Annotated in this window: 14 protein-coding genes; 6 read left to right on the top strand and 8 right to left on the bottom strand. The window is 72.1% G+C overall.

Annotation, left to right across the window (positions count from 1 at the left end; all coding sequences use genetic code 11):
• Nucleotides 1–29 precede the first annotated feature (29 nt).
• Nucleotides 30–494: a hypothetical protein gene (locus OWR29_RS03995; protein ID WP_267560979.1), complete on the bottom strand. Its 465-nt coding sequence runs from the start codon at nucleotides 492–494 to the stop codon at nucleotides 30–32.
• 73 nt (nucleotides 495–567) lie between these two features.
• Here OWR29_RS03995 and OWR29_RS03990 point away from each other — a divergent pair, with 73 nt between their 5' ends.
• A complete protein-coding gene (locus OWR29_RS03990; protein ID WP_267560977.1) occupies nucleotides 568–1,449 on the top strand; it encodes a helix-turn-helix transcriptional regulator in 882 nt (293 codons plus the stop codon).
• On the opposite strand, the gene OWR29_RS03985 is transcribed toward OWR29_RS03990, so the two are convergent.
• Together OWR29_RS03985 and OWR29_RS03980 are read right to left on the bottom strand one after the other, a co-directional pair.
• Nucleotides 1,413–2,456, bottom strand: a complete 1,044-nt coding sequence (locus tag OWR29_RS03985; protein WP_267561183.1) for an NAD(P)-dependent alcohol dehydrogenase — start codon at nucleotides 2,454–2,456, stop codon at nucleotides 1,413–1,415. The genes OWR29_RS03990 and OWR29_RS03985 overlap by 37 nt on opposite strands.
• A 34-nt stretch (nucleotides 2,457–2,490) precedes the next feature.
• On the bottom strand, nucleotides 2,491–3,147 hold the full coding sequence (locus tag OWR29_RS03980) for an SDR family NAD(P)-dependent oxidoreductase (RefSeq protein WP_267560975.1): 657 nt from the start codon (nucleotides 3,145–3,147) through the stop codon (nucleotides 2,491–2,493).
• 109 nt (nucleotides 3,148–3,256) lie between these two features.
• Here OWR29_RS03980 and OWR29_RS03975 point away from each other — a divergent pair, with 109 nt between their 5' ends.
• Nucleotides 3,257–4,006: a class I SAM-dependent methyltransferase gene (locus tag OWR29_RS03975; RefSeq protein WP_267560974.1), complete on the top strand. Its 750-nt coding sequence runs from the start codon at nucleotides 3,257–3,259 to the stop codon at nucleotides 4,004–4,006.
• A 37-nt stretch (nucleotides 4,007–4,043) separates the two neighbouring features.
• Nucleotides 4,044–4,721, top strand: coding sequence for an HAD family hydrolase (locus OWR29_RS03970; RefSeq protein WP_267560973.1), 678 nt, complete (start codon nucleotides 4,044–4,046; stop codon nucleotides 4,719–4,721).
• Here OWR29_RS03970 and OWR29_RS03965 read toward each other — a convergent pair.
• A complete protein-coding gene (locus OWR29_RS03965; protein ID WP_267560972.1) occupies nucleotides 4,688–5,542 on the bottom strand; it encodes an alpha/beta hydrolase in 855 nt (284 codons plus the stop codon). The genes OWR29_RS03970 and OWR29_RS03965 overlap by 34 nt on opposite strands.
• Before the next feature lie 4 nt (nucleotides 5,543–5,546).
• The gene (locus OWR29_RS03960) at nucleotides 5,547–6,467 is read right to left on the bottom strand and encodes an alpha/beta hydrolase (RefSeq protein WP_267560971.1); all 921 of its coding nucleotides are present in this window, start codon (nucleotides 6,465–6,467) and stop codon (nucleotides 5,547–5,549) included.
• A gap of 138 nt (nucleotides 6,468–6,605) precedes the next feature.
• On the opposite strand from OWR29_RS03960, the gene OWR29_RS03955 reads away from it, so the two are divergent.
• Nucleotides 6,606–7,580, top strand: coding sequence for a PucR family transcriptional regulator (locus tag OWR29_RS03955; protein WP_267560970.1), 975 nt, complete (start codon nucleotides 6,606–6,608; stop codon nucleotides 7,578–7,580).
• Nucleotides 7,581–7,585: 5 nt separating this feature from the next.
• On the opposite strand, the gene OWR29_RS03950 is transcribed toward OWR29_RS03955, so the two are convergent.
• Nucleotides 7,586–7,915: a nucleoside triphosphate pyrophosphohydrolase family protein gene (locus tag OWR29_RS03950; RefSeq protein ID WP_267560969.1), complete on the bottom strand. Its 330-nt coding sequence runs from the start codon at nucleotides 7,913–7,915 to the stop codon at nucleotides 7,586–7,588.
• A gap of 15 nt (nucleotides 7,916–7,930) precedes the next feature.
• A complete protein-coding gene (locus OWR29_RS03945; protein WP_267560967.1) occupies nucleotides 7,931–9,187 on the bottom strand; it encodes a prolyl oligopeptidase family serine peptidase in 1,257 nt (418 codons plus the stop codon).
• Between the two features lie 119 nt (nucleotides 9,188–9,306).
• Between OWR29_RS03945 and OWR29_RS03940 the strand changes: the two genes are divergently transcribed.
• Nucleotides 9,307–9,864, top strand: coding sequence for a sensor histidine kinase (locus tag OWR29_RS03940; RefSeq protein ID WP_267560965.1), 558 nt, complete (start codon nucleotides 9,307–9,309; stop codon nucleotides 9,862–9,864).
• Nucleotides 9,865–9,905: 41 nt separating this feature from the next.
• Nucleotides 9,906–10,274: a response regulator transcription factor gene (locus tag OWR29_RS03935; RefSeq protein ID WP_267560963.1), complete on the top strand. Its 369-nt coding sequence runs from the start codon at nucleotides 9,906–9,908 to the stop codon at nucleotides 10,272–10,274.
• Here OWR29_RS03935 and OWR29_RS03930 read toward each other — a convergent pair.
• A complete protein-coding gene (locus OWR29_RS03930; RefSeq protein ID WP_267560962.1) occupies nucleotides 10,255–12,396 on the bottom strand; it encodes a sensor histidine kinase in 2,142 nt (713 codons plus the stop codon). The genes OWR29_RS03935 and OWR29_RS03930 overlap by 20 nt on opposite strands.
• Nucleotides 12,397–12,469 lie beyond the last annotated feature (73 nt).

Genomic DNA, 12,469 nt, shown 5'->3' with positions numbered 1-12,469 from the left:
CAAGGGGTGTACCGGCAGTACCCCGCAGCTCAGTCGATCGCGTGCCGGACGGCCATAGCCAGGGCGACGGCCACGACGATCACGGCCAGGTCGACCCCGATGACGGCGAGCACCTTGGCGCCGGGGCGCAGGCGGGACCGCAGCAGCGTCGCGTTGGCCAGGACGCCGGCCAGGCCGACCAGCCCGCCGACCAGGCCGCTGGTGATCGCCATGATCATCGGCGCGAAGGCCAGGGCCTGCACGACGCCGTTCACCTTCGGCCCGGTGCGGTGCTTCACCCCGCCGACCTCGACGGTCGGGTACGGGTCGAACGTGCCGCCCCGCACCACGGCCTCGACAGTGCCGCCGCCGGTGGCCGGCAGCCGGTGGTGGCGGTCACCCAACTGGGGTACGACCTCCCCGTTCACCTCGACCCGGGCCGCGCCGCCGAAGCGGCCGGTGGTGACCACGACCGGGCCGGCCACACCATCGATGGTGATCGGTTCTGTGCGCACCGGGGTGATCTTAGGAGGTGGGGTGTACCGGCAGTGCATCCCTGGCGGCCGGTGCGCGTCGTACCGTCGAGGAGTGGACAACCGAGCCGAGGTGCGGGACTTCCTGACCACCCGCCGAGCGAAGATCACGCCGGAGCGGGCGGGCATTCCCAGCGCCGGGCAGCGGCGGGTGCCGGGGCTGCGGCGCAGCGAGGTGGCCGCGCTGGCCGGGATGAGCGTCGAGTACTACGCCAAACTCGAGCGGGGCTCGCTGGCGGGCGTGTCGGCCGGGGTGCTCGACGCGATCGCGCGGGCGTTGCAGCTGGACGAGGCGGAGCGGACTCACCTGTTCCGGCTGGCCAGCTCGGCCAACGGCAGCAGCAACCTGGTGCGGCCCGCCCGCCGGCCCAAGCAGTGGACCGTCCGGCCGAATGTGCAGTGGTCCCTGGATGCCATCCACACGCCGGCGATCCTGGTCAACAACCGCCAGGACCTCGTGGCCACCAACCACCTGGGCCGGGCCATGCACAGCGACCTGTTCACCGATCCGGACGCGGTGCCGAACTTCGGGCTGTTCACGTTCCTCGACGCCGGCGCCCGCCGGTTCTATCCGGACTGGAACCTGTTCGCCGACATGTTCGTGGCCAACCTGCGCACCGCGGCCGGCAAGGACCCGCACGACAAGGGCATCCACGACCTGGTAGGCGAGCTGTCGACCCGCAGCGACGAGTTCCGGCGGCGGTGGGGGTCGCACAACGTGCGCACCCACGGCACCGGCGTCAAGGTCTTCCACCACCATGCCGTGGGTGAGCTCGTTCTCGCGTACGAAAGCATGGATCTCCGGGCCGAGGCCGACCTCACGCTGACGATCTATTCGGCCGAGCCCGCGTCGCCGACGGCCCAGGCGCTCAAACTCCTGGAGTCCTGGGCCGCGACGACTCAGCGCAACGAGTCGATGTCGATCACGAACCGGTAGCGCACGTCGGACTTCAGAACCCGCTCGTACGCCTCATTGACCTGGTCGGCCGTGATGAGCTCGACCTCGGGGGCGATGCCGCGCTCGGCGCAGAAGTCCAGCATCTCCTGCGTCTCACCGATGCTGCCGATGCCCGAGCCGGCGAACGAGCGCCGGTTGCCGAACAGCGCGAACACCGGCACGGCCAGCGGCTCCGGCGGCGCGCCCACGCTGACCAGCGTGCCGTCCAGCCGCAGCAGGCCCAGGTAGGCGGCCATGTCGATGGGCGCGCTGACCGTGTTGATGATCAGGTCGAAGGTGTTCTTCAGCGCCTCGAACGTGGCCGCGTCCCGGGTGGCGTGGTAGTTCTCGGCGCCGAAGGCCAGCCCGTCGTCCTTCTTGCCGAGCGTCTGCGACAGCACGGTCACCTCGGCCCCCATGGCCACGGCGATCTTGACCGCCATGTGCCCGAGGCCGCCCATGCCCACCACGGCGACCTTCTTGCCCGGCCCGGCGTTCCAGTGCGCCAGCGGCGAGTACGTGGTGATGCCCGCACACAGCAGCGGGGCCGCCGCCTCGTACGGGATGGCCTCGGGAACCCGCAGCACGAAGTCCTCGTCGACCACGACGTGGGTCGAGTAGCCGCCCTGGGTGGTGGTGCCGTCCCGGTCGACGCTCGCGTACGTGCCGGTGTTGCCGTTCTCGCAGTACTGCTCCTGGCCGGCGCGGCAGTTCGGGCACTCGCGGCACGAGTTGACCATGCAGCCGACCCCGACCCGGTCGCCCACGGCGTGCCTGCTGACCTCCGAGCCGACCTCGGTGACCGACCCGACGATCTCGTGCCCGACGGTCAGCGGGTAGGCCACCTCGCCCCACTCCCCGCGCACGGTGTGGATGTCCGAGTGGCAGATGCCGGCGTAGCGGATCTCGATGAGGATGTCGCGCGGCCCGAGGTCGCGGCGCTCGATGGTGGTGCGGACGAGCGGCTCGGTGGCCGAGGGCGCGGCGATGGCGTTGACGGTGAGAATGATGGCTCCTTTGATCTTTCGGTACAACGAAGAACTACGGCAGAGGTTCGGCATACACGCGGAACTCGCCGCGGCTCGTGTGCATCTGCCACAGACGCTCGGCCAGGACGTCCGGGTCGTGCGTCGGGTGGCCGGGCGTGATGGCGCCGGGCACGATCAGCTGGCCGGCGTGGATGCCCTCGGCGGCCAGGGTGTCGTGCAGCATCGAGCCGTAGGCGCCCTCGCCGGCGAAGGCGATCGACGTGCCGGCCACCTTCGGATTGGGCCGGGCGCCGCTGCCGCCGTTGACGAACAGCACCGAACCGCGGCCCAGCTCCCGCATCCCGCCCAGCACCGCCTGGACGGCGGTCACCGGCCCGAGAACGGAGAACTCGAAAGCGGCGCGTACGTCGTCGGTGGTGGTCTCGAGGACGGGCTTCAGGAATTCCTTCTGCGGGATCGGGCTGTACTGCAGCACCTCGATCGGCCCGAGCTCCTGGGCCGCCTGGTCGAGAGCCGCGCCGAGCGCCCGGGCGTCCCGCACGTCCGCCACGTATCCCCGGGCGTTGATTCCAGTCAGCTCGGCGACGAGCTTGTCGAGGTGTTCGCGCCCGCGCGCGACGAGGGCGACGTCGAAGCCTTCCGCTCCGAACCGCCGGGCGACCGCGGCCCCCAGGCCCGGCCCGGCTCCGATGATGGCAATCGTGGTCATGTCTTCAGCACACTCGCTTTTCCTGATCGGCAGAAGTCTCTGACGATGGGTGTACCCGCGGTACACCCGTCTTGACCTGGACCCCGGGGTACGGGTTTAGCGTCGCCGCGTGGGAGATTTCGACTACGAGAGCAAGGGACACGGGTACGCGATCCAGCGGCGGCCCGATCCGCGGATCGCGAGCCTCATTCATGCCGCGCTGGGCGACGCCCGTACGGTCCTGAACGTCGGGGCCGGGGCCGGGTCCTACGAGCCGGACGACCGGTACGTGGTGGCGGTCGAGCCGTCGGCCCGGATGCGCGCCCAACGACCGGCCCCGTCGGTTCCGGCGCTGGACGCGACGGCCGAGAACCTGCCGTTCGACGACGACTCGTTCGACGCGGCGATGGCCACCGTCACGGTCCATCAATGGGCCGATGTCACGCTCGGGCTGGGCGAACTACGGCGGGTGGCGCGCGGCCCGGTGGCGGTGCTGACCTTCGACGGGGACGCGCTCGACCGGTTCTGGCTGGCCGACTACGTGCCGGAACTGATCGCGGCCGAAAGGCGGCGCTACCTACCGATCGACACCATCGCCAAACTGATCGGCGGGACGTCCGAGGTGATCGACGTGCCCGTCCCGATCGATTGTGTGGACGGGTTCACCGAGACCTATTACGCGCGACCCGAGCAGTTCCTCGATCCACGGGTGCGGGCCGCGCAGTCCGCCTGGGGCTTCGTCGACGAGCCGGTGGCGGAACGGGCCGTCGAACGGCTGCGGGCCGACCTTGGCTCGGGGGCTTGGGACGTACGCCATGGCCATTTGCGCACTCAGCCCGAGTTCCCGGGTTCCCTGCGCCTGATCGTGGGCCGGCCGTGAGGGAGCCCGCTGTGGCCGTGATGGCAGGATCGGGCGGATGGAACTGCCCGCGTACGTGGACGCCGTGGTCTTCGATTGCGACGGCCTGCTCGTCGACACCGAGACGAGCTGGACGCGCGCCGAGACCGCCATCTTCGCCGAGCACGGGCACGGCTTCGGGCCCGAGCAGAAGCAGATCGTCATCGGCAAGACGCTGGAGGCGGCCGGGACGGCCATGGCCGGCTACTTCGGGCGGCCCGGCGAGGGGCCGGCGCTCGCCCGGCGACTGCACGATCTGGTGGCGGTCGAGCTCGCCGGCGGGGCCGACCCCCTGCCGGGCGCGCGTGAGCTCGTGCTGATGCTGCGCGACCGGGTGCCGGTCGCGGTGGCCAGCAACAGCCCGCGAGCGTTCGTGGACGCCGCCCTTGCCTCGGCCGGGCTCGACGACCTGTTCGCGGTCGTGCTCAGCGCGGGCGACGTCGAGCAGCCCAAGCCGGCGCCCGACCTCTATCTGGCCGCCTGCGCACGGCTGGACGCCCGGCCCGCGCGCACGGTGACCTTCGAGGATTCCCGCACCGGGGCTGCCTCGGCGCGGGCGGCGGGCACGGTTGTCGTCGGCGTGCCGTCGCTGGCCGGGGTTGAGCTCGAGGTAGACGTCGTCTTCGCCACGCTGGCCGATCCGGTGCTGGTCCGGTGGGCCGGTCAGGTGCGGGAGTCGAAGAAGTCGAGCACGTAGTCCCAGCTCGCCTCCGAGCCGTTCAGGTAGTCGTTCCATTGGCCGTGCTCGCCGTGCGGCAGGAGCACCAGGGTCGCGTCGCCGCCGGTTCCGCGTACGGCGTGGAAGAGCATTTCGCCCTGCTGCCAGGGCACGAGGATGTCGCGTTGACCGTGAATGATCAGCAGCGGGGCGGACGTGCTGCTCGCGTACGTGATGGGGTTGGCCTCGGCGACCTTGTCGGGGCACTGCTCGATGGGGCAGCCGAGCAGCAGCGACTCGGGTGAGCGGGGGTCGGCGTGGCAGCCGGTCAGGCCGAGCGACCGGTTGAACGGCGCGCACCCGTCGAGCATGAACTCGTCCATGCGCAGGAAGTCGGTCGGCGGATAGAACGCCACCGCCGCCCGCACCTGACCGGTCACGGCGCCCATCGCGGCCAGCCAGCCGCCGGACGACTCGCCCATGATGCCGATCCGGTCCGGGTCGAGGCCGGCCTGGCCCTTCAGGAACTGGATGGCCGCCCGCAGGTCGTCCAGCTGGCCCGGGAAGCGGGCCTGAGAGCTGGAACGCACGGCCAGCCCGGCCACCGCGTACCCGCGCCGGTTGAAGTGCGCCGCGACCACCTCGGCGCCGTCGCGGCCGTTGTCGGCCATCCAGCCCGACCCGTGCGACCAGATGACCACCGGCGCGGGCCGGGCGCTCGGCGGCGGCAGATAGAGGTCGAGCAGGCGGCCCGGGGCGTACTCCATCGTCCGGCCGGGCGTCGTGGCGTGACCGGGCGCCGCGCTCAGCAGCAGGAGCGCGGCCACCCCGATCACACTCGCGAGTCCGAACCGGCGCATGCGATCAGGCTGCGGCCTCCCGGCGATGCTTGTCCAGGAACCTCCTCCGTTCGGCGGCCAGATCCAGATCTTCCGGTGTGTTTCCGGTGAATCCGCCGTGCGGCATGGCCTCGCCGATGTGCAGTTCGGCGTCGACGCCGGCGTTGCGGAGCTTGCGGTGCATGCGTACGGCGTTGGACAGGAACAGGTCGCGCGTGCCCGCCTGCAGGAAGGTGGGCGGGAACCCGGACACGTCGGCGAACAGCGGCGACAGGTGCGGGTCGGCCAGATCGTGCCCGGCGGCGTACAGGCGGTTCACCTCGAGCAGCGGCCCGAGGACATTGTCGTACGCGAGATTGATGTGGAACGAGTCGCCGGACTCCGTGAGGTCGAGCTCGGGCGTGTTCAGCACGAGCGCGGCCGGCATGGGCAGGCCTTCCTCGCGGGCGCGCACCATCAGCGCCGCCGCCAGGTTGCCGCCGGCCGAGGCGCCGCCCACGAAGACCTGGTCCGGGGAGCGAGCCTCGAGCAGCGCCCGATAGACGGCGACACAGTCGTCGAGACCGGCCGGGTACGGGTGGTGGGGCGGCATCCGATAGTCGACACCCCAGGTGACCATCCCGTTGGTCATCGCGGTGACCACCGTGAAGGCCCGGCACAGCTCGCCGCCGCCCATGATCAGGGCCCCACCATGAATGTCCAGGTAGATGGGCCCGGAGTCGTCTTCTTCCATGCGGGCCACGAAGGTGCGCACACCGGCGATCTCGCGGTCGTCCACGGCCACCGGCAGCTGCCCGACCGACGCGAACCGCTCCAGCAGCCCGGCGTCGGCCTGCGCGATGTGCTTCTCCCAGCCCTCGACGTCGTCCGGCGCGGGCCACGACGCCTCGATCCGGGGCACGGCGAGGATCTGCCGCGCACCTTCGCTGACGCTGGTCGGAATCATGGTGTCTCCCGCCTCGTTGTTGTCCAGGTCACACCGATCCTGCCCGCCCGCGGCCGGCGGCGGCACCCGCCGGGTGGCGGACGCTCCCCGCCGACCAGGCGCTGGTCGCGGCCGTGCTCCCGGGTTGAGAATGGCGAGGTGAACGAGCTAGCGCTGCGGCTGGCCGCCGTCGACCCCGAGGCCGGCGCGGCCGTACGGGTGATCGGCCACTTCGACGCCCTGGTGGCCGCCCGAGCCGGCCTGCGGACCATCGTCGCCGGCGCCGCCACGCTGTCCGGCCGCCCGGCCCGCCTGAGCGACACCACCCGCCACCTGACCATCCGCGCCACCCCCGACGGCATCGTCGAGACGCCGCCGGACGAGTTCGACCCCGCTTGGCCGTCGGCGTCCATTGGCCCGGGCGCCACGCTGTGGCTCGAAACCACGGCCGCACCGAGCACGCACGAAGCGGTGGTGCTGGAACGGGCGGCCGCGGCCGTCCGCGCCGTGCTGGAACGCACCCGCTCGGCGGTCACCGGCACCGACGCCGCCTCGGTCGAGTTGGTGCTCGACCCGCACGCCGCGCTGTCCGACCGCCTGAGCGCGGCCCGCCGCCTGGGCCTGCCCCCAACGGCGCGGGCTGTAGCTCTAGCCGACGGCGAGGCTCTGATCCTGCCCCCGGACGCCGGGCCACCGGCCGGACGCCGCGCCGGCGTGGGCCCGTGCTCGCCGGTCGCCGACCTGCCCGCCTCGTGGACGGAGGCCCAGCTCGCGCTGCGCCTGACCGCGGAGGGCACCGAGGCCGACCCCGGCCCCCGGGTGGTGCACGCCGACGACCTCGGCACGCTCGCGCTGCTGATCCGCGCGGCCGACACCACCGCCGGCCCGGTGCCGGACGTCGAGGCCCTGAACCGCGCCGCCACCGCCGCCCCCTGGGCGCTGCACACCCTGGACACGCTGGCCGGCGCCCCCAGCATGCGCGACGCCGCCCGCGCCCTGCGCCTGCATCACTCGACGCTGCAGGAACGCATCAAGCACCTGGAGGCGCTGCTCGGCTGGCCCATCCGCGACCCGCACGGCCGCTTCCGCCTGCACCTGGCCCTGGCCATCCGCCGAGCCCTCCGCCGCCCGTAAAGGCGTCAGCGGTTGTCGCCGCTGCCGCCCAGCACGCCCCTCCCCTGCCGGCTGGCCAGCTTGTCGAGGTTTCCCTTGGCGATGTCGTTCATCGACAGGTCCAGGTAGTCGGCCAGCACCGCCACGTACCAGAGCACGTCGCCGAGTTCCTTGGCGATGCCGGGCCGGTCGATCAGCGCCTCGTCGCTGTCGAGGTCGCGCACCCACTTCTTGAACTTCTCGGCGACCTCACCCGATTCGCCGACCAGGCCGAGCACCAGGTGCAGCAGTTCGTTCTTCTTGTCGCGCGGCGCCGCCGTCCGCAGGGCGCCGCGCTGGTACTCGTCCAACTCCATGGTCGACCAGTATGGTCAGTTCCGCTGGCGGGCCATCCACTGCCAGATGGTTTCGCCGTTCTGCCGGGGGTCGTTGCGGGCCACGTAGATCCACGACCAGTGGCCCGGGAACTGGTGACCGTTCCAGATCACGTGGTCGTAGAGACTGAGCCGCGAGCCCGGGATCAGGTCGTGGGCGTGCACCGTGTTCGGCTCCGGCGGCACCGTGTCGTCGTCGCGTGACGCCACCAGCCACGTCGGCGTGTCGATGGCTTTCAGCTCATCGTCGGTGATCTGGCGCGGGCCGCCCGGGTCCAGCGACTGCACCACCCCGCAGATCGGCACCGACGAGGCGAACAGGTCCGGGTATTCGACGGTCATCTTCAGGCTCATGTAGCCGCCGTTGCTGCAGCCCACGACCGAGATGCGATCGCGGTCGACGTCGTGCCGGCGGGCCACGTCCCGGATGATCTGGCGGATCTGCGGGGCGAAGCGGTCGCCGTCCTCGAGCCAGAACGACTGGCTCTGCGGGGCCACCACATACGCCCCGCCGAAGATCTGCTGCGCCTCGCGGGTGGCGAAGCCGAGCGCGCCCCGGTTGGCCCGCAGCGTCGTCTCGTTGTCGTAGTAGTTGTCGGGCAGGGACGCGCCCTCGCCGCCGCCGTGCAGCCAGACGACCAGCGGCCGCTTGCCGTGGTGGCGGCCGGGCGAGAACAGCCGGTACTTCATGCCCGTCCCGGAGACGTGGTAGCTGAACGCGTCGACCTCGGGGTTCGACAGCCGCCCCTGCGCGAACGCGGCGAAGGTGACCGGCCGGCCCCGCACGACGACCGGCGCGTTCTGCGTGATCGTGTAGACCAGGTCGAGTTGGACGTTGCGCCCCTTGCCGGCGATGTACCCGAGCGTCCCGCCGCCGGTCACCCCTTCGGCGTACGCCAGTTCGAGCACGATGTCGCCGTCGCGGTTCAGCCGGGCCGCGGTGACCGTCCGGTCCAGGTCGTACTCGCTGAAGATCTGGTCCCCGGGCGCGATCGGGATGGGGCTCGTGGCCTTGGCGTGCACGGAGAACGACGCGGGGGTCAGGCTGGCCGGATCGATGCGGCCGAGCCGCCCCGTCTTCAGCGTCACCGCCACCACCTGCTCACCGCCGTCGAGCGTGACGGCGTTCAAGGTGAAGCGGATCCGCGTTCCGGCGTGACCGCCCGTGGCCTGCGCGGCGGCGGGCAGAGCCAGGCCGGCGGCCGCCCCCGCTCCGGCGGCCAGGATTGATCGGCGACTGATCGGCGTGGCCATGTGTGGCCTCCCTGTTGCGACCCCGTTACGGATTGACACAGTGATCCCGGTCTATCACAGGTCGATCACCGGGCGGAAGGTCTTGCGGCGCCGCGCGGTGCCCGGCGAAGGTGGAGCCCATGGACGCCCAGCGGCGGCTCATGGCCGAGGCCGACGACATCTTCGCCCGCGTCGAACGCGAGCTGCACGACGGCATCCAGCAGCGCCTGACCACCACCGGCCTGGAGCTCGAACTGATCCGGGCCCGGCTGCCCGAGGGCGATCCCGCGCGCGACGATCTGGCCGCCCTCGGACGGCAGCTGCGAGAAATGGCGGCCGGGGTCAGAACCCTTTCTTTCCGTACGTTTCCCGCCATCCTCACCGAGGCCGGCCTCGCCCCCGCCCTGCGCTCCCTGGCCCGCCACGCCACCGTCCCGGTCGAGCTCGACCTGCCGCCGCTGCGGCGCTTCGACGCGTTGATCGAGACCACGGTCTACCGCCTTGTGGCCGACGCCGCCGGCCAGGCCCGGGAGCATCTGACCGTACAGCTGGACGACCTGGGCGAAGCGCTGCGGCTGACCCTGACCACGGACGGCGCGCCCCACGTCAGTCCCGTCGGTCGTGACCGCGTCGAGGCCCTGGGCGGCACCCTTGACGGCGGCATAGCACTGATTCCGGCCGAACTCCATACCGGCTAGCCGGAGTGCGGGATCAGCCGCCGGTTTGGCACAGTCGGGCCGTGCAGTTCCGTTGCCTCGTGGTCGACGACAACCAGCGGTTCCTGGACGTCGCCCGGCGCAGCCTCGAGTGGCAGGGCCTGGAGTCCGTCGGCACCGCGGAGACCATCGAGACCGCCCTCGCCGCGACCGAGGCCGACCACCCCGACGTGGTGCTGGTCGACGTCTCGCTGGGCGGCGAGAGCGGCTTCGAGCTGGTCCGCCTGCTGGCCGCCCGGTTCCCGGAGCTGACCGGCCGGATCATCATGATCTCGACCCGGGCCGAGGAGGACTACGCCGAGCTGATGGAGGGCACCCCGGCCGCCGGCTTCCTGGCCAAGTCGGCGCTCTCGGTGCGGGCCATCCGCGAGCTCATTCCTGACCTGCCCTGACCGGGACGGTCGCCACCAGCGTCGTGCCGGCGCCGGGCGGACTGGACACGCTCAGCGAGCCCCCGAGCGCCTCCATCCGGTCCGCGATCCCCAGCAGCCCCGAGCCGTCGGCGGTGTCGGCCCCGCCCAGCCCGTCGTCGGCCACCGTGACCCGGATCGACTCGTCGTCCCGCACCACGTCGACCGTCACCCGCGTGGCCAGGGCGTGCTTGGCCACATTGGTCAGCGACTCGGCCACGAAGTAGTAGAAGGCGAGCTCGGCCATGTCGTCCGCTCCCGGCCAGTCCGACGGGAAGGTGAGCTCGACCGGCGTCGGGCACCGCCGGGCCAGCGACCGGATGGCCGTGCCCAGCCCGCCCTCGGACAGCACCGCCGGGTGCAGGCCGCGCGACAACGTCCGCAGGTCGGTCAGGATCGAGTCGACCTCGTCCGCGGTCGCGGCCAGCTCCTCGCCGTCCAGGCCGGGCATCGCCCGCAGCTCCAGGGCCAGGGCGACGAGCCGCTGCTGGGCGCCGTCGTGCAGATCGCGCTCGAAGCGGCGGCGGGCGGCGTCGGTGGCGGTCACGATGCGCTCGCGGGAGGCCCGCAGGCTCTCCTCGGCCTCGGCGTTGCGGATCGCCGTGGCGATCAGGTCGATGCAGTCCGAGATCGGCTGGACGACCCTTTCCGGGATGCGGCCCGGCTGCAGTGACGAGACGCTGAGGGCGCCCCACAGCCGCTCGCCGAGCAGGATCGGCAACGCGATGGTCGAGCGGACGCCGCGCCCGCGCACGGCCCGGCCGACCTCGCTGGTGGCCTGCTCGTAGCCATCGACGCGGACCGGCCGGTGATCGCGGAACACCTGGCCGACGGCCGTGTCGGGCAGGATCAGCGAGGTGAACCCGGCCGGGTAGAGCTCGTCGAGCAGGCCGCGCCCGCCCACGATCACCACCTTGCCGTCGTCGAAGCGGGACACCTTGACGTCCTCGACCTCGAGCAGGTCGTGCAGCTCGTCGGCCACCGCCTGGCAGAGGACGGGCACGGGGGCCTGGCGGGCGGTCAGCGTGGCCACCCGGCGGATGGCCGACTGCTCGTCGGCCAGGCGGCGAGCCTGCGTACGGGCCTCGGCCCCGGCGATGGCGGTGCTCACCAGGTCGGCGAACGCGACCAGCCGCCGTTCCGTGTCGTCGGCCGGCGACTCGCCCGCCGCCGAGTGGACGACCAGCCCGCCCCACAGCTCGTGGTCGCTGAACACCGGCGCCATGATCGACGCGCCGACCGACATCGTCTCGCGGATCGTGGCCGCGATCTCACCGTCCACCTCCGACCAGTCGTCGATGCGGACGACCGTGCGTTCGGCGGCGACCCGGGCCGACAGGCTGCCCCCGGCCATCGGCCAGCGCGCGGCGACTTCTTCGTGATCGCCCTCGTCGGCCCACAGTGCCAGGACGGCGATGGCGTCGGCCGAGACGTAGCGGATGAGACCCGTACGGCTGGCCCCGCACAACACGCCCACCTCGGAGACGACGCTTTCCCAGACCTGCTCGGGCTGCGCGCCCGCGGCGACCAGCGTGGCCACCCGGCGCAGCGCGGCCTGCTCGTCGGCCAGCCGCTCGACCTGCTCGCGGCGCTGGGCGCTGGAGATGGCGGTCGAGGCCAGCGCGGCGAACTCGAGCAGGCGGGACTCGGTGGTCGCGGGCAGCCGCCGGGGCCGGTCGGAGACCACCGTCGCCGAGCCCCACAGCTTGTCGTCCACAAAGATCGGCACCGCGATGGACGAGATGGCCTTGATCGTGCTCAGCCGGCGCGAGATGCTGCCGGTGACCGGGATGCCGCCCTCGAGCCGGGCCGGCTTCCCGGTGCGGTAGACGCGGGCGTTGGCGCTGTCCCCGTCGGCCAGCGGCCAGCGCGAGCCGATCGGCGAGGGCCAGTCGGGCCGGGGGCCGAACGACGAGATGAACGTCATCATGCCGTCCGGGTCGAAGCGGGACAGCCCGGCCATGTCCTCGAACGTCTCGCCGGTCTCGGTGTCGATGATGCGGCCGAGCTCCTCGCTGATGGCGTCGAACACCTCCTGGATCGGCGCGTTGCCGACCAGCGCGCCCAGCCGTAGCAGGGCCCGGCGCTCGGATTCGAGGATCATGCGGTCGATCCGCGCCGCGCGGCGCCGCCCGCGCCACGGCCAAGGAAAGGCCCGCGGACGGAGAGGGGTGCGC

Source organism: Paractinoplanes pyxinae (assembly GCF_026626335.1).
Classification (GTDB): domain Bacteria; phylum Actinomycetota; class Actinomycetes; order Mycobacteriales; family Micromonosporaceae; genus Actinoplanes; species Actinoplanes pyxinae.
The sequence above is the reverse complement of the archived record's forward strand: the minus strand, read 5'-3'. Positions and strand labels throughout refer to the sequence as shown.

Excerpts from the sequence above, each read along its gene's own strand:
- OWR29_RS03980 (WP_267560975.1), bottom strand. The coding sequence starts at position 3,147 with ATGACCACGATTGCCATCATCGGAGCCGGGCCGGGCCTGGGGGCCGCG.
- OWR29_RS03970 (WP_267560973.1), top strand. The coding sequence starts at position 4,044 with ATGGAACTGCCCGCGTACGTGGACGCCGTGGTCTTCGATTGCGACGGC.
- OWR29_RS03965 (WP_267560972.1), bottom strand. The coding sequence starts at position 5,542 with ATGCGCCGGTTCGGACTCGCGAGTGTGATCGGGGTGGCCGCGCTCCTG.
- OWR29_RS03960 (WP_267560971.1), bottom strand. The coding sequence starts at position 6,467 with ATGATTCCGACCAGCGTCAGCGAAGGTGCGCGGCAGATCCTCGCCGTG.
- OWR29_RS03950 (WP_267560969.1), bottom strand. The coding sequence starts at position 7,915 with ATGGAGTTGGACGAGTACCAGCGCGGCGCCCTGCGGACGGCGGCGCCG.
- OWR29_RS03945 (WP_267560967.1), bottom strand. The coding sequence starts at position 9,187 with ATGGCCACGCCGATCAGTCGCCGATCAATCCTGGCCGCCGGAGCGGGG.
- OWR29_RS03940 (WP_267560965.1), top strand. The coding sequence starts at position 9,307 with ATGGACGCCCAGCGGCGGCTCATGGCCGAGGCCGACGACATCTTCGCC.
- OWR29_RS03930 (WP_267560962.1), bottom strand. The coding sequence starts at position 12,396 with ATGATCCTCGAATCCGAGCGCCGGGCCCTGCTACGGCTGGGCGCGCTG.